Annotated in this window: 22 protein-coding genes and 1 other annotated feature (1 of these 23 only partly in view); of the genes, 19 read left to right on the top strand and 3 right to left on the bottom strand. The window is 32.0% G+C overall.

What is annotated here, in order from left to right; translation table 11 throughout:
- Positions 1–178 (bottom strand) — a binding site (T-box leader); it reaches 22 nt to the left of the window's first position.
- Positions 179–281: 103 nt separating this feature from the next.
- From spx to E0K96_RS01740, 4 genes are all read left to right on the top strand, one after another.
- Complete coding sequence (gene spx / locus E0K96_RS01755) at positions 282–737, top strand: transcriptional regulator Spx (RefSeq protein WP_087245049.1); 456 nt, start codon at positions 282–284, stop codon at positions 735–737.
- A 150-nt stretch (positions 738–887) separates the two neighbouring features.
- Entirely contained in the window at positions 888–3,128 is a 2,241-nt protein-coding gene (locus E0K96_RS01750; protein ID WP_168080732.1) for a bifunctional diguanylate cyclase/phosphodiesterase, read from the top strand.
- A gap of 2 nt (positions 3,129–3,130) precedes the next feature.
- A complete protein-coding gene (locus E0K96_RS01745) occupies positions 3,131–4,084 on the top strand; it encodes a glycosylasparaginase (RefSeq protein WP_168080730.1) in 954 nt (317 codons plus the stop codon).
- A 10-nt stretch (positions 4,085–4,094) separates the two neighbouring features.
- Complete coding sequence (locus E0K96_RS01740; protein ID WP_168080728.1) at positions 4,095–4,835, top strand: copper homeostasis protein CutC; 741 nt, start codon at positions 4,095–4,097, stop codon at positions 4,833–4,835.
- Between the two features lie 6 nt (positions 4,836–4,841).
- On the opposite strand, the gene E0K96_RS01735 is transcribed toward E0K96_RS01740, so the two are convergent.
- The gene (locus tag E0K96_RS01735; RefSeq protein ID WP_168080726.1) at positions 4,842–5,414 is read right to left on the bottom strand and encodes a CYTH domain-containing protein; all 573 of its coding nucleotides are present in this window, start codon (positions 5,412–5,414) and stop codon (positions 4,842–4,844) included.
- A gap of 80 nt (positions 5,415–5,494) precedes the next feature.
- On the opposite strand from E0K96_RS01735, the gene E0K96_RS01730 reads away from it, so the two are divergent.
- Both E0K96_RS01730 and E0K96_RS01725 read left to right on the top strand, forming a co-directional pair.
- The gene (locus tag E0K96_RS01730; RefSeq protein ID WP_087296784.1) at positions 5,495–6,271 is read left to right on the top strand and encodes an NAD kinase; all 777 of its coding nucleotides are present in this window, start codon (positions 5,495–5,497) and stop codon (positions 6,269–6,271) included.
- A complete protein-coding gene (locus E0K96_RS01725) occupies positions 6,268–7,089 on the top strand; it encodes an RluA family pseudouridine synthase (RefSeq protein WP_168080724.1) in 822 nt (273 codons plus the stop codon). The genes E0K96_RS01730 and E0K96_RS01725 overlap by 4 nt, the downstream gene beginning before the upstream one ends.
- Here E0K96_RS01725 and E0K96_RS01720 read toward each other — a convergent pair.
- The gene (locus tag E0K96_RS01720; RefSeq protein WP_168080722.1) at positions 7,083–8,291 is read right to left on the bottom strand and encodes an FtsW/RodA/SpoVE family cell cycle protein; all 1,209 of its coding nucleotides are present in this window, start codon (positions 8,289–8,291) and stop codon (positions 7,083–7,085) included. The two genes, E0K96_RS01725 and E0K96_RS01720, sit on opposite strands and share 7 nt — an antisense overlap.
- An 80-nt stretch (positions 8,292–8,371) precedes the next feature.
- Between E0K96_RS01720 and E0K96_RS01715 the strand changes: the two genes are divergently transcribed.
- From E0K96_RS01715 to E0K96_RS01655, 13 genes are all read left to right on the top strand, one after another.
- Positions 8,372–8,719, top strand: coding sequence for a PTS sugar transporter subunit IIB (locus tag E0K96_RS01715; protein ID WP_087245039.1), 348 nt, complete (start codon positions 8,372–8,374; stop codon positions 8,717–8,719).
- A 214-nt stretch (positions 8,720–8,933) separates the two neighbouring features.
- Positions 8,934–11,006, top strand: a complete 2,073-nt coding sequence (pflB, locus tag E0K96_RS01710; RefSeq protein ID WP_168080720.1) for a formate C-acetyltransferase — start codon at positions 8,934–8,936, stop codon at positions 11,004–11,006.
- A 17-nt stretch (positions 11,007–11,023) separates the two neighbouring features.
- Entirely contained in the window at positions 11,024–11,230 is a 207-nt protein-coding gene (locus tag E0K96_RS01705; protein WP_168080718.1) for a hypothetical protein, read from the top strand.
- Positions 11,231–11,244: 14 nt separating this feature from the next.
- Positions 11,245–11,487, top strand: coding sequence for an autonomous glycyl radical cofactor GrcA3 (gene grcA3, locus E0K96_RS01700; RefSeq protein ID WP_087296781.1), 243 nt, complete (start codon positions 11,245–11,247; stop codon positions 11,485–11,487).
- A gap of 220 nt (positions 11,488–11,707) precedes the next feature.
- Positions 11,708–12,268, top strand: coding sequence for a chromate transporter (locus tag E0K96_RS01695; protein ID WP_168080716.1), 561 nt, complete (start codon positions 11,708–11,710; stop codon positions 12,266–12,268).
- Positions 12,265–12,828 carry a chromate transporter gene (locus E0K96_RS01690; RefSeq protein ID WP_168080714.1) on the top strand — a complete coding sequence of 188 codons (564 nt, stop codon included), beginning with the start codon at positions 12,265–12,267 and terminating at the stop codon, positions 12,826–12,828. Before E0K96_RS01695 ends, E0K96_RS01690 begins: the two co-directional genes overlap by 4 nt.
- A 93-nt stretch (positions 12,829–12,921) precedes the next feature.
- A complete protein-coding gene (pflA, locus tag E0K96_RS01685) occupies positions 12,922–13,668 on the top strand; it encodes a pyruvate formate-lyase-activating protein (RefSeq protein WP_206080526.1) in 747 nt (248 codons plus the stop codon).
- Between the two features lie 38 nt (positions 13,669–13,706).
- Positions 13,707–15,455, top strand: coding sequence for a DUF4037 domain-containing protein (locus E0K96_RS01680; protein WP_168080712.1), 1,749 nt, complete (start codon positions 13,707–13,709; stop codon positions 15,453–15,455).
- 3 nt (positions 15,456–15,458) lie between these two features.
- Positions 15,459–16,070 carry a DUF4125 family protein gene (locus tag E0K96_RS01675; protein ID WP_168080710.1) on the top strand — a complete coding sequence of 204 codons (612 nt, stop codon included), beginning with the start codon at positions 15,459–15,461 and terminating at the stop codon, positions 16,068–16,070.
- Positions 16,071–16,129: 59 nt separating this feature from the next.
- A complete protein-coding gene (locus E0K96_RS01670; protein WP_168080708.1) occupies positions 16,130–16,429 on the top strand; it encodes a PTS sugar transporter subunit IIB in 300 nt (99 codons plus the stop codon).
- 52 nt (positions 16,430–16,481) lie between these two features.
- A complete protein-coding gene (locus tag E0K96_RS01665) occupies positions 16,482–17,714 on the top strand; it encodes a metallophosphoesterase (protein WP_168080706.1) in 1,233 nt (410 codons plus the stop codon).
- Positions 17,715–17,771: 57 nt separating this feature from the next.
- The gene (locus E0K96_RS01660) at positions 17,772–18,653 is read left to right on the top strand and encodes an ROK family protein (protein ID WP_087296776.1); all 882 of its coding nucleotides are present in this window, start codon (positions 17,772–17,774) and stop codon (positions 18,651–18,653) included.
- Positions 18,654–18,741: 88 nt separating this feature from the next.
- Positions 18,742–18,933, top strand: coding sequence for a PspC domain-containing protein (locus tag E0K96_RS01655; protein ID WP_087304472.1), 192 nt, complete (start codon positions 18,742–18,744; stop codon positions 18,931–18,933).
- Positions 18,934–19,047: 114 nt separating this feature from the next.
- On the opposite strand, the gene E0K96_RS01650 is transcribed toward E0K96_RS01655, so the two are convergent.
- Positions 19,048–19,332, bottom strand: coding sequence for a hypothetical protein (locus tag E0K96_RS01650; RefSeq protein ID WP_206080524.1), 285 nt, complete (start codon positions 19,330–19,332; stop codon positions 19,048–19,050).
- Positions 19,333–19,405: the final 73 nt, after the last annotated feature.

Raw genomic sequence — 19,405 nt, 5'->3', positions numbered from 1 at the left:
GTACCACCTTTATTCATATCATTGATATGCACTCTTGTCTTAACGCGACTCACGAAAAATGACTCATGCCATTTTTAGCTCCAGAATCCCAATTCATTATCGTTCATGGCTTGTTTGCATCACCCACAAGCTTTCTTAACATGAATAGATAACTACTCCATTCTTTCATTGCTGTAAAGTCATTATAGAACGACAAAGATGTAAAATCAATAGAATCATAAAAAATAATTTCATAATTGTTGAAAATGATGTATAATGAGTAAACAAGAGGAGATGATGTAATGATTAGAATTTATACAGCACCAAGTTGTGCTTCATGTAGAAAAGTCAAAGCATGGCTGAAAGAACATCAGATTCCTTATGTTGAAAAAAATATTTTTTCTACATTATTACGTGAAACTGAGTTAAAAGAACTTTTAGAAAGAAGTGAAAATGGAACAGATGATATTATTTCTAAAAGGTCAAAGATTATTAAAGAAAATAAAATAGATTTAGATGATATGTCTATTAATGAATTAATTCATTTTATTCAGGAAAATCCATCTATTTTAAAAAGACCTATTATTATTGATGAAAGACGTTTTCAGGTCGGTTATAATGCTGAAGAAATTCGTGCTTTTATTCCTCGTGAATTGCGTCGTTTACAAGAATGTAATAATAGTGATTTCTGTCCACAATTTACTGATATTAAGGAACAATATTATCAGGATCACAAATGTGATGATGGTTGTGAATAAAAGATAATGAGTCGTTTCTATACTGAGATAGAGGCGATTTTTATTTTGTGAGAGAATGTTTTATAGTTGTGAAGAAAGTGATATAATATCATAGAGAAATGAGAAACAATGGAGGAAAAAATGATGATAAAAGGGGAACTTGAGAAAAAAATGAAAAAGATGATCATAATTTCTTCTGTTATTGTAGTGCTGCTTTTGACTATGAGTATTTTTTTGCGTATTTATTTAAATCATATTGTCAGAAATAATATGATTGACCAGGTTGATAATACTGTTGATAAATACATTCATATAATACAAAAACAAATAGATAATGATTTTCAATTTTTAGATTCTTTTGCTAGTGTTTTACAGATGGAAAATATAACAAACAATCAAGAATTTCCACAGGTTTTAGAAGAAACTAATGAACAAAATGATTTTATAACGATGATGTATTTTGATTTGGATGAAAGGGGAGTTGTTGCCAATTTAAATCAAGAGGTATTGGTCAATAAGCCTTTGACAGATTTTCAAGAAGAAATTCAAAGTGTTGTTTATGATACTTTGGCTAATCAACGTACTGTATCTGATATTTTTCAAAGTCAATTAACTCATGAAATGATTTATGCTTATGGAATCCCAGTTTATCAAAACAAACAGATTGTGGGAGCTTTAATCGCCACACAAACAGTAGAATTGCTGATGGATGCTGGGCAAGGAAGTGGTATTTTAGGTGGAGATACGTATGCTTATCTTGTTGATGAATCTGGTCAAGTTTTAGTCAACTCTCAATATGATATTTTTCATCAGACTTCAATATTTCAACAACCTTTTTTGCAAAAACAAGATTATCAGCAAATGAAAGAACATTTAAAAGATCATCAAGATATAACATTTTCATTTGAATATGAAAATGCACAATATCATGCTCTATTAAAACCCATTGGATTAAAAGATTGGAACCTTTTATGTGTTAATATGTTGGAAGATTCTCACTTGTTTGCTGATAGGAATATGAGAATGGTAGGTTTGATATTTTTAAGTATCATATTGTTAGTTATAGGATTATTGATTTATGGATATCATATTATTTTAAAAAACAATCGTGAGTTACAGAAAGTTGCTTATTTTGATCATTTAACAGGAACGTATAATTTTTCTTATTTTATGACTTTGGGTGAACGATACTTTATAGATAATAAATGTTGTAGTGTGGCTGTTTTAAATATTCATCAATTTAAGTTTTTTAATGAAATTTTTGGTCATGATTTGGGAGATCAGTTGTTATGTCATGAAAAAAAAGTGATTGAAAACCATCTACATGATGGAGAATTTTTTTGCCGAGATACAGCAGATCAATTTTATGTTTTTCTATGTGAAACAGAGGAATCTGTTTTATTGACACGCCTTAATCAAATGATGGAAGAGATTATTGAATATATGGATTTATTACATACAAATTATCATTTGAAGATTCATTGTGGTGTGGCGATATCAAGTGAAGAGCTGATTGTGGATAATTGTTTTGAAGATTTAATGGTCAGAGTTATGTTTGCTTTAGCAAAATCAAAGGAAACGATACTTTCTAATATTTGGTTTTATGATATTGAATTACATAAACAGGAAATAATGGATAATTATATTGAAAGTCATATGGAACAGGCTTTAAAAGATGGAGAATTTCAATTATATTTGCAGCCAAAAGTTGATATGGAAACTGGTCAATTACAAAGTAGTGAAGCTTTAGTTCGTTGGATCACACAAGATAACCAGCAATTGTATCCTAATCAATTTATTCCTATTTTTGAAAAAAGTGGCTTTTGTATGAAATTAGATATGTATATGTTTGAACAGGCGTGTCTACAAATTAGAAAATGGATGGATCAAGGCATAGAGCCTATCGGTATTTCTGTCAATCAATCTAAATTATTGTTTTATGAATCTGATTATGTCGAACGATTAAATGCGATTGTTCAAAAGTATCAAGTGCCAGCTCATTTGCTGACTTTAGAAATATTAGAAGATTTGGTCATTAATAATGTAGATGAAGTCAATGAAAAGATAGAACAGCTACATCAAATAGGATTTAAAGTTTCAATGGATGATTTTGGAAGTGGTTATTCATCTTTAAATATTTTAGGAAAGATCGATATTGATGAATTAAAGATAGACAGAATATTTTTACAAGAAATATTAGATGGAAAAAATAAGAAAGCTCAAATTATTTTGGAAGAAATTATTAAATTGACAAAAATTTTATCTATTTCTACAGTTGTTGAAGGAATAGAAACAAAAGAATATCATGATTTTGTAAAATCACTTGGTTGTCATTATGGACAGGGTTATTATTATGATAAACCTATAAGTCAACAAGAATTTGAAATACGATATATGAAAGAAAGGAGATAAACATGTGGGGGATTATTGCAACTTGGCGTATGGCTAAGGAAGGGATTGAAAAAGCTGAAAAAATATTAGATAGTCAAGGTGATGCTGGTGACGCTATTGAAACAGCTATTAAAGAAGTGGAAGATTTTCCTTATTATAAGTCAGTGGGATATGGTGGATTACCTAATGAAGCCATGGAAGTAGAATTAGATGCAGCATACATGAATGGAGATACTTTAAGTGTTGGAGCAGTGGCTTCTCTTCAAGATTTTGCAAATCCTATATCAATTGCCAGACGTTTATCGCATGAAACAGTCAATTGCATGCTGGTTGGTCAAGGGGCTGAAAGTTTTGCCAGTCAGGAAGGTTTTGAAAGAAAGAATATGCTTACGGATCGTGCTAAGATTCATTATAAAAATCGCATCAAAGAAGAGCAATCAAAACTCCAGCCATATGCTGGTCATGATACAGTTGGGATGGTGTGTTTAGATGATTCTGGTAAGATGACAGCAGCGACATCAACGAGTGGATTGTTTATGAAGAAAAAAGGGCGAGTTGGTGATTCACCTATTATAGGTTCAGGTTTTTATGTAGATTCACAAATCGGAGGAGCTTCAGCGACAGGTTTAGGTGAAGATTTAATGAAAGGATGTATTTCTTATGAAATCGTCAGACTCATGGCACAGGGAATGCATCCACAAAAAGCTTGTGAAAAAGCTGTTTTTGAACTTGAACAAAAATTAATCAAAAGACGAGGGCATGCAGGGGATTTATCTGTTGTGGCAATGAATAAGGATGGCGAGTTTGGTGTGGCTACTAATATTGAAGCATTTTCTTTTGTCGTTTGTTTACCACATTTAAAACCAACTGTTTATCTGGTGCAAAGAAAAGGAAATCATTGTACCTATCAACCTGCCAGTCAACAATGGCTTGATGAATATATGCAAACACGCATGGCCCCATTGAAAGAAAAGTAGAGGAGATTGTATGAAACCAATAGTAGAAATTTGTTGTGGGAGTTATAGTGATGCTTTAGCGGCATGGAAGGCTGGAGCAACACGCATTGAATTGAATAGTGCTTTATCATTAGGTGGTCTGACACCTTCATTGGCCACACTGAAAATGACAAAGCAAAATACAAATTTAAAAGTCATAACAATGATTCGCCCTAGGGGTGCTGGTTTTTGTTATGATGAAGAAGAATATGAAGTGATGAAACAGGATGCAAAGATCATGTTAGAAAATGGAGCAGATGGCTTGGCATTTGGATTTTTAGATGCATCAGGACATATTGATGAAAAACGTACTCAAGAATTTGTTGAGCTTATCCATGCCTATCATAAGGAAGCTGTTTTTCATCGTGCTTTTGACTGTGTGGATGATCCTTTTCAGGCTATTGAAATATTAATTCAATTAGGTGTTGATCGTCTTTTAACAAGTGGTTTAAAAGCAAAAGCGATAGATGCTCTTGAACTTTTAGAAAAGCTTCAACAGCGTTATGGACAAGATATAGAAATCTTAGTTGGTAGTGGTGTGAATGCTTCAAATGTTTTAGAAATCTTACAGAAAACAAAAGTGCAACAAGTACATAGTTCCTGTAAAGATTGGGTTGAAGATGCTTCAACGATAGCAAAAGATGTTTCTTTTGCTTATGCACCTGCTCCTCATGAAAAAGATTATGAAATCGTCAGTCAAAAATTAGTTGAAAACATACTTCAGCAATTATAAAAACAGTCACTTATGACTGTTTTTATATGCTTCAAAAGCACGTGCAACTTTACTTGGACAATTGTGTTGATAGTGTAAATGATAAGGCTCAATGATTTTTAAAAATTGTGAGAATCCTTGGGTTTCATCATTGACTTCAAATTCTAGTTCATAATCATGTTGATCCAGATAAGTATTTTCATCTAAAGATAAAACACCTTCAGGTAATTGAATATCATAGCGATGGGTTGTTAATGAAAAGGGATGTTGTAATTCATTGATCTTAATGCCATCATTTTCTAAAATATCCGTGATTTCGTTTTTTAAACGATATTGCAAAAATAAATTTTTTTCTGTTTCTGTTAAAGACAGATTGGTTTCTAAACGATGATTTTGATAAGGTCTTTTTAAAGTGAGTTCGTACTGATTGTTTTTGGTACGAATACGTAACATATATTTTTTTTGAGATAAAATAGGGTGAGTTAAATAATCGTTGATTTGGATATAATCTTTTGTTATCTTGTTTTGATAATCATGAAGAATTTGATGGAAGATATCTTGAGTTAAAAGAATTTTATATTCTATTTCTAATTGTTGCATTGAAATCACCTCACCTTATTTTATCTTGTATTGCATTCTATTGCAATTTTTATATAATATAAATCATAGGTGGTGAAGTTATGAAAACATATGCAATTGTATGTAAACAAGATCAGGAATCTATCACACTCAGTGAAAAATTAAAAGAACAGTTAAATACGTTTTTGACATATAATGAAAAAGAACCAGATATCGTGATTAGCGTAGGTGGCGATGGAACAATGCTTTATAGTGTGCATAAATATATAGATGCGATTGATCGTGTTGCTTTCATTGGAATTCATACAGGAACGCTGGGATTTTTAACTGATTATCAGCGTGATGAATATCTACAGCTTGTTTTGGATATTAAAAATGGACAGCATCGTATTTATGAACGTCATTTGTTGGAAGTATCCTGTTTGGAAGGAACATATTTTGCTTTAAATGAAGTGAGAATTGAAAATAATCGTCGTTCTCAGGTTATGGATGTTTATATTAATGATGAATATTTTGAAACTTTTAGAGGAAATGGTCTATGTGTATCAACCCCAGTAGGGTCAACAGCCTATAATAAATCTTTAGGAGGCGCTGTTATTCATACTTGTACAGGATTGATGCAGTTAAGTGAAATTGCAGGTATTCACCATAATGCTTATCGCTCACTAGGCTCTTCTTTGATTCTTGATCAATCACATACAATTCGTTTTCAGTCACAAAGTTATCAGGGGGCTATTCTTGGCGTTGATCATCTGGTTATTGATTTGAAAGATAAGGATTGTATCTGTGTCAAAATGTCTTCCAAAAAAGCACGTTTTTTACAATATAGAAATGTGTCTTTTACACAGCGTTTAAAAAGGGCATATCTGAATTCATGAAACAATATTGGATTATAGATGAACCTTGTGTTATTGGTGAGTTTCTTTTACGTCATGGAATCAGTCAAAAAGCAATCAAAGCTATTAAAATGAGGGGAGAAATTCTGGTAGATGGAAAACATCAGACAGTTCGATATCTATTGCAGGTTGGGGAAACCCTGACCATTATTTATCCACCAGAAGACAATCATATGGTACCAGTTGAAATACCATTAAAGATTGTTTATGAAGATGATTATTTATTGGTTGTTGATAAGCCTAAGGGTTTGCCTTCAATTCCAACTCGTCAGCATCCCTATTATACTTTAGCAAATGCTTTAACTTTTTATTATCAGCAAATTCATTTGAATTCAACTATTCATCTTGTTAATCGTTTAGATAAAGATACCAGCGGATTAATGATTGTTGCAAAATATCGTTATATTCATGATAAAATCATGAAAGATCTCCAGCATATTGATAGACGTTATCGTGCTCATGTTAAAGGGATAGTCAAAGCGGGTGGAACCATTCGTTTGCCTATTTATAAAGAAGAATTCCAAATGAAGCGTATGATTGATAAACGTGGGAAAGAATCTTGTACGCACTATACTGTCAAAGCTATAAAACATGATAGAACGCTAGTAGAAATGAAACTTGAAACAGGAAGAACACATCAGATTAGAGTTCATATGGCTGCTATTAATCATCCTTTGATTGGTGATAGTCTATATGGTGATGGTCAGGGGAATTTTGATTTAGATAGTTATATGGTTGGGTTTGTTCATCCAGTTACAAAACAAAAGATTGTCATAACAAAAAAACAGGTCTGTTATTGAATCACAGATCTGTTTTTCATAATATTATTTTGAGTGTTAATATCAATAAATAATGCAACTGCAATCATGTAAGATAAAAGTGAAGACCCACCATAAGAAATAAATGGCAATGTAATACCTGTAATAGGTAATAGACCTAAAATCATACCCATATTCCATATCTGCTGAAACAACAGCATGCCAATGATACCGATGGTCATGAACTTATCTTGCTGATTGGTAGAATCAAGACCAATCTTTAAAATGATGATATCAAAAGCAACAATAGCCCCAACGGTAATCAAACCACCAACAAAACCATAATTTGTTAAAATAACAGCAAAGATAAAATCGGTCTGCGCTTCTGGGAAGACTTTAATGACAGATTGGAAACCATGTCCAAACCATCCGGCACTTCCATAAGAAAGTAAAGAATTGAATAATTGATATCCTTCTTTGTTGTATGTGCCTTCAGGATCAAGCCATCCATAAAAACGATCAACTTGATGGGAACTTAAAAGCTTTTCAAAAATCTCAGGTTGATAAACAAAGAGATAGGCTCCTATCAACAATATAATACCAATCAAACTAAAACCAAAAATGAACCATTGTTTTCTAAGACCACTGGAAAAAATAACAAAAGCAGCACCAACTAATAAAATCAAAACAACACCTGTATCATTTTGAAGTAAAACAAGTAAAGCAGGGGGAATGACGACTTTCATACATTCCCAGATATATTTGATTTCTGTTTCTGTTGTATGAATGAGATAATAATCATTATGCTCTTTTGTGATTCTCGCTAAAGCTATAACAATCGCAATTTTCATGAATTCTGATGGCTGTATACTTAAAAAAGGAAAGTTAAACCATGAGGTTGCCCCCCCAGCTGTATTGACCAGAGGAATGATATGATGGCGAGGCCATAATCTTGTATAAATGAAATGCTCGATAGCCAAAATAATTAAGAGAACCATCAATATCCAATAGATGATCCAGATTTTATCATAAATCTGATCTTTTCCTATTTTATATATAATAAAAACCATAACTGCAGAAATTATATAAAAAGCGCCTTGTTTTAACCATAATGTTTCAGGATCTCCAACTTTGTTAGAAATCATAGGCGTAGCACTTAAAATAGCAAAACAGCTAATCAATGCCAGAATACAAATGATACAAATCAATGGTTGTTCACGACAGAGTTTTTTGATTTGTTCCATGACATTGCTCCTTTCTTTTTTTATCTTCTTATAGTATACTATAAAAAAGAAATACTTCAATTAAAAAAGGATGTGAAAATATGGATGTTGAATATATTTTTGTTGTGATTGCGATTATTTTGGCTTTGATTTTACTTTATTTTGGATTTATTCATTTTATTAAGAATAAACGTTTAGATCAGGAAATGAAATCAACATTACCAATTGAAGAATTATTGCAGGCTCTTGGTGGGAAAAACAATATTAAAGAAGTACGTAGCAGTGCTTCTAAAGTTACAGTTGTATTGGATAATCAACAGCTTGTCGATATTGAAAAAATCAGATCTTTAGGAGCAAGTGGAATTGTTGAAGGAAAAGACAGTTTATCAATGATTTTTGGTAGACAGTCAGAAAATATAGAAGCTGATATGAAGAGATATATAGGATAACCTGTATATCTTTTTTTGTAAAGATTTTGTAAAAAAATCAATTTTTGAAGCATATAAATAGCATTAAAAAAAAGAATCTGTTATATTGAAGTTGTCAAGTTCCAGCGACTCATTTTATGGCAGAAAATTGCGAAAAAAAACAAGTTATTTTATTGTTTCAATAGTATATTAGTGCTATAATGAATGAGAAATAAACAAACAGGGGGTTTAGAAAATGACATTTAAAGAAAAATGGAATGATGCTTGGGATGGTTTCCAAGCAGGGAAATGGAACAAGGAAGTGAATTTAAGAGATTTCATTCAATTAAACTACACACCATATGATGGTGATGATTCTTTCTTGGCTGGTCCTACTCAAAACACAAAAGATTTATGGGCACAAGTTATGGATTTAACTAAGCAAGAAAGAGAAGCTGGTGGAGTTTTAGATATGGATACAAAAGTTGTATCAACATTAACTTCACATGATGCTGGTTATTTAGACAGATCTAAAGAAAAAATTGTTGGTGTTCAAACTGATAAACCTTTCAAAAGATCTTTACAACCATTTGGTGGTATCCGTATTGCTGAACAAGCTTGTGAAACAAATGGATATAAAGTAGATCCAGAAGTTTCTTATATTTTCAGAGAATACAGAAAAACACATAACCAAGGTGTATTTGATGTTTATACTCCAGAAATTAGAGCTTGTCGTTCTTCACATATTATCACTGGTTTACCAGATGGATATGGACGTGGACGTATTATTGGTGACTACCGTAGAGTTGCACTTTATGGTGTAGATAAATTAATTGAAGATAAGAAAAATCAATTTGCGACAACTGAAAAGAGAATGACTTCTAAAGTTATTCAATTACGTGAAGAATTAAGTGAACAAATTAGAGCTTTAAGTGAATTAAAAGAAATGGCTGCAAAATATGGTTTTGATATTTCTAAACCAGCAACTAACTGCCAAGAAGCTATTCAATGGTTATACTTTGGATATTTAGGTGCAGTTAAAGAACAAAATGGTGCAGCAATGTCTTTAGGACGTACTTCTACATTTATTGATATCTATGTAGAAAGAGATTTAAAGAAAGGATTATTCACTGAAGAAGAAGTCCAAGAATTTATTGATCATTTCATTATGAAATTAAGAATTGTTAAATTCGCAAGAACTCCAGAATATAACTCAATTTTCGCAGGAGATCCAACTTGGGTAACTGAATCAATCGGTGGTGTTGGTGTTGACGGACGTCATATGGTTACTAAGACTTCATTTAGATATTTACATACATTATCTAACTTAGGAACAGCTCCTGAACCAAATATGACAGTTTTATGGTCAACTCGTTTACCAGAAAACTTTAAAGCATTCTGTGCAAAAACTTCAATTGAAACTTCATCAATTCAATATGAAAACGATGACTTAATGAGAGTAACTCATGGTGACGACTATGCAATTGCATGTTGTGTATCTTCAATGAGAGTTGGAAAAGAAATGCAATTCTTTGGTGCACGTGCTAACTTAGCTAAATGTTTATTATACGCTATCAACGGTGGTGTAGATGAAAAAACTAAGAAACAAGTTGGACCAAAATATAGACCAGTTGAAGGTGATTACTTAGATTACGAAGATGTTAAAGCTAAATTTGTAGATATGATGTCTTGGTTAGCTGGTGTATATGTTAACGCATTAAATATCATTCATTATATGCATGATAAATATGCTTATGAAAGAATTCAAATGGCATTACATGATAGAGAAGTTAAACGTTATTTCGCAACAGGTATTGCTGGATTATCAGTCGTTGCTGACTCTTTATCAGCTATTAAATATGCTAAAGTTAAATGTATTAGAGATGAAGATGGTGTTGTTGTTGATTACGAAGTAGAAGGAGATTTCCCTAAATATGGTAACGATGATGACAGAGTTGATGAAATTGCAACTTGGTTAGTTGAAACTTTCATGGCAATGGTACGTTCTCATCATACTTATAGAGATTCTTATCCTACAACTTCAATCTTAACAATTACTTCTAACGTTGTATATGGTAAAGCTACAGGTAATACTCCTGATGGAAGAAAAGCTGGTCAACCATTTGCTCCAGGTGCTAACCCAATGCATGGTAGAGATTCTCATGGTGCTATTTCTTCATTATCATCAGTTGCTAAATTACCATTCAAAGATGCACAAGATGGTATTTCAAATACATTTACTGTCATCCCTGGTGCTTTAGGAAAAGACGATCAAGTTTTCGCTGGTGACTTAGATATCGAATCAATTAAAAACGGAAATCTTGATTAATAGAAAGAAGTGAAAACATGGCTACTCAAAAAGAAATTGATGAACTAGTCAAAATGTTAGATGGTCGCGTGAGCTCTGGTTCAGGACATATTAATGTCAAAGTGAATGAAGATGCTCATATTGAAATGGAAGAAGTCACTGTTGTGTCAAAGATGGATTGTGATAGTGGTGATACTGCTTGTAAAATTCCAAATTTACCAATGGATGACGATGATGAATTTTAAAGGAGGAGAAAATCATGGCTGCAAGTGAACAACAAGTTGAAAATTTAGTTGGAATGTTAGATGCATATGCTTCAAAAGGAGGACATCATTTAAATGTTAATGTTTTAAACAGAGATACATTAATTGATGCTCAAAAACATCCTGAAAAATATCCACAATTAACTATTCGTGTTTCTGGATATGCTGTTAACTTTGTTAAATTAACAAAAGAACAACAAGATGATGTTATTTCTCGTACATTCCACGAAGCAATGTAATGAGGATGAAAAAGGTGCTGAGTTAAGCACCTTTTTTGATGTTATAAAAGAACGAATGAGACTTATTTTTAGTGGGATTTTGAATTATATCAATAAAACAAAAGTTATATATCATTAATGAGAGAGTCGTTTATCGTAATTAGCTGATTCTTATATATACAAGATATAGAAAATCAAACTGATTGTTTGCTTTAATGAAGTTCAAGAAAGAAGTGATGGGATGAAAAATAATAAATTAATACAATTATTTGTATCTACACTTTATTTAAGTGCTTTTACTTTTGGTGGGGGATATGTCATTGTGACATTGATGAAAAAGAAGTTTGTAGATACACTTCATTGGATTGATCAAGATGAAATGTTAGATTTAGTGGCTATAGCACAATCATCACCAGGGGCTATCGCAGTGAATGGAGCCATTGTTGTTGGATATAAAATAGCAGGTATACCAGGATTATTGGTTTCTATATTAGGAACAATTATTCCGCCATTTATCATTATATCTGCCATTTCTGTGTTTTATGAAATATTTCAGTCTCATATTTATGTCAAACTGGTGTTAGATGGAATGCAGGCGGGTGTAGGTGCAGTCATTTGTTCTGTTGTTTATGATATGTCAAAAGATCTTATCAAAACAAAGAGTTGGATGAACAATGCTATTATGATTATTGCATTTGTTGTCACATGTTTCTTTAATGTCAATGTGATTTATGTGGTATTGATTTGTATTGCTATAGGGATTATCAGAACGTTTTATCATAAAGGAAGTGATCATGTATGATTTTGCTGGAACTTTTTTTGAGCTTTTTACAGGTAGGATTGTTTAGTTTTGGTGGTGGATATGCAGCCTTGCCATTGATTCAAAATCAGGTGGTGACATTACATCCTTGGTTATCACTGAGTGAATTTACTGATTTGGTCACAATTTCTCAAATGACACCAGGGCCTATTGCGATTAATTCCGCTACATTTGTTGGTCAGAAAATAGCTGGCGTATGGGGTGCTATATTTGCAACTATTGGATGTATACTCCCATCATGCATCATTGTTTCCATATTAGCTTATCTCTATTTAAAATATAGAAAATTATCTATGTTACAAGGTATATTAGAAACGTTAAGACCAGCTGTTGTTGCGATGATTGCAACTGCGGGTGTGTCTATATTAGTCAGTGCTTTTTTTGGAGAAAATACAGTACATACTTTATCATCTATGCGCATTGATATGATTATCATATTTGCAATTGGAATGATATTATTACAGTATAAAAAGATGGATCCTATATATGTGATGATATTATGTGGTATGATGAAATTGGTTGAATACTTGATATTGATATAATTTGATGATTTTGTATTTTGTTTGAAAAATAAAACATATGAAATGATATTTTATAGAAAATATGTTAAAATAATAAAGAAAGTTGGTGAGATAATGAAAGGATATATTCATTCTTTAGAAAGTTGTGGAACTGTTGATGGTCCTGGAATCCGTTTTGTAGTCTTTTTTCAAGGTTGTCCAATGCGTTGTTTATACTGCCATAACCCTGATACATGGAAACCAAATACGGGAACACAGATGACAGTTGATGAAATTCTCAAAGAATTTAATACAAAGAAAGAGTTTTATAAAAATGGAGGAATCACTTGTACAGGTGGAGAACCTATGTTGCAATTAGATTTCTTGATAGAATTATTTGAAAGATGTCGTGAAGAAAATATTCACACATGTCTAGATACGTCAGGGATTACTTTTCATGAAAATCCTGAATATTTAAAGAAATTAGATCGTTTGTTAGCTTCAACAAATTTAATTATGTTAGATATTAAACATATTGATCCTGAAGAACACAAAAAGTTAACTGCACAACCTAATGATATGATATTAAAATTTGCTAAATATGTAGATGATAAGGGTATTGATTTATGGATCAGACATGTTGTTGTTCCAACAATTACACAAAATGATGAATATTTATATCGTTTAGGTCAATTTATCGCAACCCTTAAACATGTCAAAGCTCTAGATGTTTTACCATATCATACTATGGGTGTTGCTAAATATAAGAACTTAGGTATTGATTATCCATTGGAAGGTATTCCACCATTAGATAAAAAAGATGCCGTCACAGCAAGAGAAGTTGTTTTAAAAGGTATGAAAGATGCACTCAATCATAAATAGACACCCATGTGTCTATTTATTTTTAAAGGAGAATATTCATGACTATACAGGAATTACAGAAACAATTAGATGAAATGTATGCCAATAATGAATTGGATGAAGCTTATGCTTTTTTAGTTGAACAAGTCAATCTTGCTGTTCAAAGACAGGATAATGCAACAATTTTGTTTTTGCTTAATGAAATGATAGGTTACTTTCGTGTTACTTCACAGTTTCAATCTGGGAATCAGATTGCTTTACAGATATTTAAAATTCTTGACATGTGTGGACTTGAAGAAACGATTGATGGTGCTACATCATATATCAATATAGCCACTTTTTACCGTGTACAGGGAAAATATCAGGAAGCTTTATCGCTTTATCAAAAGACAGAAAAGATTTATCATCATGAATTAGAACCACAAGATGAACTTTATAGTGCCTTTTATAATAATTTAAGCCTGTTATATCAGGAAATGGGTGATTATCAGCAAGCTATTGACATGCAAAAGAAAGCATTGGCGATTGTTGAACAACTGGATGATTATAGAATTGAAGAAGCTATTACTTATACAAATCTTTCACAAATGTATCTCAGTATCAATCAAAATGATAAAGCTCAAAAATGTCTACATCAGGCGATCTCTCTTTTTCAACAATATGGACCTCATGATCCACACTACTTTGCTTCGTTAGCGACTTTAGCGCAAAGCCATTATATGCAAAAAGACTATGCAAAAGCTTTAGATATTTATCATCGTGTCTTACATTTCATAGAGAGTGTCTATGGACAAAATAAAGATTATCAGACAATTCAAAAGAATATCGACAGAATTCAAAAAGAAATGAAGACAATCAAAGGTTTAGATTTGTGTGAAGCTTTTTATCAACAATATGGCAGAAACATGATAGAAGAAGAGTTTTTAGAAATTAAACCATATATGGCGGTTGGATTATTGGGAATGGGATCAGATTGTCTGGGGTACGATGATGAGATTTCTCATGACCATGATTTTGGACCTGGTTTTTGTATTTTGCTTCCTCATGATATTTATCAGCAGTATTATAAACAGATACAGGCCAGTTATCAAAAGCTACCACAAGAGTTCATGGGTATTCAAAGATTAACCTCAGCTCATGGAAATGGAAGAGTCGGTGTTTTTGAAATTGAAAGCTTTTTTAAACAGTTTTTAAGACATATACCACAAACTTTAGATGATTGGTTATATGCTGATGAAAATGCTCTTTTAGCTTGTACAAATGGACGTATTTTTGAGGACAATTATGGTCAAGTGACTCAAATCAGACAATATTTAAGTTATTATCCAGAAGATATCCGTATTAAAAAAATAGCCCGTTGTTTAGCTAAAATGGCACAATCTGGTCAATATAATTATGCCAGATGTATGCAAAGAGAAGATGAAGTTGCTGCGACGCTGGCATTGAATGAGTTTATAGATCAGACATTATCTCTTCTCTATTTGCTGAATAAAAAATATAAGCCTTATTATAAATGGAGTTATTATGGATTAAAAGATTGTACATGTTTACAGGCAGTCACACCACTGCTTTTACAATTGGTTCAATTGCCATCTCAAAAGCAACATTGGCCTCAAAAGAACAGTATTATTAATACTGATGATCAAAAAGTTGTGCTGATTGAAAAAATATGTCAGTTAGTCATTGGTGAACTTCATCGACAGGGCTTATCGACAAGTGATGATGATTTTTTAGACAATCACACACTGGAAGTCATGTCACATATTCAAGATGACCATATACGCATGAAACATGTTATGGAGGGATAGAAAATGGTTGATGAAATTGTACAATTAGAATGGGATTTTTTTCAACAGGTTCATCATATTGATGGCCGTGCCAGTTGTCAGGATGATTTTGAAACATTTTATCTACAAAGAAAAAGTCAGTTTGAAGCTTTTTATCAAAATGTTCAAAAAGCTTGTCTACAAGATTTAAAACTAGCTCAACAAATAGGGAGAAATCCAGTCATGGAAAAATATGCCTATATGATGGAAAGTACGGATCCAGAATATTTTGATACGATTCGAGATCAGTTACCTGCTGTTGATCAACAAAAGAAAGACTTTATTAATGCTTTATGTGATATTGAAGTATCAATGCGTGAAGATATGAATGATCAATATCCTTATTTATTATCTCAAGCCCGTTTCACTCATTCTTTGGAAGATGAAAAAGATGATACCTCATTTGAAACTTATTTAAGAGGCGAATTAATGACTTATAGTGATGAAACATTATATTTATATGGTCAAATGGTTTTGGATATGGTTCAAAAGAATGAAAATTTAATTGAAAAAATATTAATGAATACAGTGAAAGCTTATGGTTATGCCTCTTTAGAAGATGCAAATAAATTTATAATGGATAGTGAAAAGAAATAGAAGTCAATATCAAAATGTGGTAAAATAATAATAGGGAATTAAAAAGGAGGAATATAATCATGAAAATCTTATTGTGTTGTTTGGCTGGTGTAACATCTACTTTGTTTGCTTCAAAATTAAAAGATGCTGCTTCAAGAAAGAGAGTTGAAGCAACAGTTTGGTCTGCATCAGAACATGCAGTAGAATATTCAAGTAATCTTGCTGATGTTATTCTTGTAGAACCTCAATTAAAAGGATCATATGAAAAAATCAAAGCAGACAACCCTGATAAACCAGTCATTTTAATTAGCGATGATGATTTTAAGAATTTCAATGCACAAAAGATTTTTGATATGGCATATGATGCTTGTCAAAAATAATAGGAATAATCAAGAATGAATAGCTTAGCTATCCATTCTTTTTAGATGTGTTATGAAAAAGATTATTTATTGTCTTATTTTTTGTCTTTGTCTGATGGGATGTCAATCAAAAACATTAAGTGAAAAAGAAGATTTAAAAATCATTGTCGCAAGTGATATACATTATTTTTTAAAGGATTATTATCAGGATTGTGAATGGTTTGAAGATTCCATGTTATATGGTGATGGCAAGATGGTCACTTATGGCGATGAGATTGTAGATGCTTTTGTACAGGCGGTTATCCAGGAAAAGCCTGATCTTGTTGTTTTGACAGGTGATTTAAGCTTTAATGGGGAAAAAGGCAGTCATCAGAAGTTAGCTCAAAAACTAGAACAATTAAAAGAAAAGAACATTCAGGTTGCTGTTATACCAGGAAATCATGATATTGATAATATCTATACAAAAGGTTATGGTCAAGATGATTATTTTGATGTGGATAATATTAATGCTAAGGATTTTCAGGATATTTATCAAAATCTAGGTTATCATCTGGCAACTTCGAAACATGATGAATCTTTGAGTTATCGTATTGATTTGAATCCTGATTTTGCCTTGTTGATGATGGATTCGAATGCACATGAACAAACAGAAATGACGCTAGGAGCAAGTGGATTTTTTACAGATTCAACTATGCAATGGTTAGAAAAGCAGCTTCAGGATATTCAAAAAGATGGAAAAACGCCACTCGTTGCGATGCATCATAATTTAGCAATTCATAATGAACTGTTAAATAATGGATATACCATTAATGATCATGAGAAGATTGCAAAACTGTTTTCTCAATATCATGTTCCATTTGTATTAAGTGGACATATACATTGTCAAAATATCAAAACGATTCAGGGAATCTATGATATTGCGTCTTCATCATTATTGGATGCTCCACTTCAATATGGCATTATTGAATTGAATCAGGATCAAATGAACTATCATACCCAGTCATTATCAATTTCAGTCAATGCAGATGAGTATTTTGATACAGTTTCTGCAAATAAATTTGGTAAATCTTTACAGGGAATATCAGATACTCAAAAAAGAACAGCGATTCAAGATGTATTAGTGAAAGCCAATCGTTACTATTTTACTGGTAACATCAATCAATATGTAGATGAACTTCGCTCTAGCGATGGTTATCAATATTTACAAAATGAAGATTTAAGTTTTTATCAACAGTATTTAGAAAGTATGTTAAAGGAAACAGAATCTTCACAGTCATTACAATTATCACTTACAATGAAGAAATAACTTTTGACTAGAAACAAGTTGTGATAAAATAAAAGAAGATAATAAGGAGGAAGAAAAATGAGATTAGGTGCAATTGAAGCCGGTGGAACAAAGTTTGTTGTTGCTATTGGAGATGAAAATGGAAATGTTTTAGAAAGAGATTCTTTTCCAACAACAACACCACAAGAAACAGTTGAAAATATTTTTAAATTTTTTGATGGAAAGGACATTGAAGCTTTAGGATTAGGATGTTTTGGACCTATTGATCCTGATTTAAAGAGTCCAACATATGGATATATTACAACAACACCTAAACCAGGATGGACAAACTATAATATTGTAGGAGCTTTACAGGAACATTATCCAGATTTGCCAATTGGTTTTGATACAGATGTGAATGGTGCAGCACTTGGTGAAGCATACTTTGGTGCAGCCAAAGGATTAGATAGTGCTTTATATTTAACAATCGGAACAGGAATTGGTGGAGGAGCCATTGTGGAAGGAAACCTTGTTCATGGTTTACTACATCCAGAAATGGGACACATGATTCTAGAACAAAGAGAAGACGATACTTATAAAGGAAAATGCCCATATCATGGAACTTGCTTTGAAGGTTTAGCAGCAGGACCAGCCATTGAAGAAAGATGGGGAATAAAGGGAAGTGAATTACCTGAAGATCACCCTGCATGGGATTTAGAAGCATGGTATATTGCTCAGGCATTAGCAATTTATGTTTTAACAATTTCACCAAAGAAGATTATTTTAGGTGGAGGTGTTATGCATCAAAAACAATTATTCCCAATGATTCATAAATATCTTCAAGAAAGATTAAATGGTTATGTTCAAAAAGATGAAATTACAACAGATGCTATTCAGGATTATGTTGTATATCCAGGATTAGGAGATAATGCAGGTGTTTGTGGTGCATTAGCACTTGCGAAAATGGCTAACGAAAGATAAGGGAGTTCATCCCTTTTTCTTGTTTTTAAGACTTGACAGCATATTTTTCCAGTTATAAAGTATAGAATAAGAAAATGGAGGAAATCACATGAGTAAAAAATTATATAGATCAAAACGAGATGTCATGGTATGTGGTGTCTGTGGTGGAATTGCTGAATATTTTGACATTGATCCTACAATTGTCAGATTAATTGCAGTTGCGCTTATTTTAAGTTGGGGTACAGGTCTATTTGCTTATTTAATAGGTGCTGTTATTATTCCTAAAAATCCATATCAATAATAGGATTAATTTCACTTTTAACAATAAGGTATTCTATCTTATTGTTTTTTATTTGATAAAAAAAGATATCCTCAAGGATATCTATAAAAATAATATATCAGATCTGTTTTGATGTTATGATTTTTTATGAAAAGAAAACTGTCTAGGAATACATTTTCCACGAGGGTTATCCAGATGATATTGTTGTGCCCATTTTTTAAAATGACGATCTAAATATTTGGTACGTGCATAGTTATCTGGCATATCTGTATATAATTGAAGAATATGCAAAGGATCATTGATTGGGATAGGAAAAGATGAAACTGTCTCAAAAAATGAAAGAAGGGTATCATGATTCATGATTTGAAAAGCATATTCTTCTTTGGGTGTGATGATATTGATATCCACATAGTAATTCATATAGATGCTTAAAATATCTAGCATTTGCATCATAGAGCACATGGAAATATTGATTTCCTGGATATCCTGAAAT

The sequence above is a fragment of the Massilimicrobiota sp. SW1139 genome, assembly GCF_012027715.1.
Taxonomy (GTDB): domain Bacteria; phylum Bacillota_I; class Bacilli_A; order Erysipelotrichales; family Coprobacillaceae; genus Allocoprobacillus; species Allocoprobacillus merdigallinarum.
The sequence above is the reverse complement of the archived record's forward strand: the minus strand, read 5'-3'. Positions and strand labels throughout refer to the sequence as shown.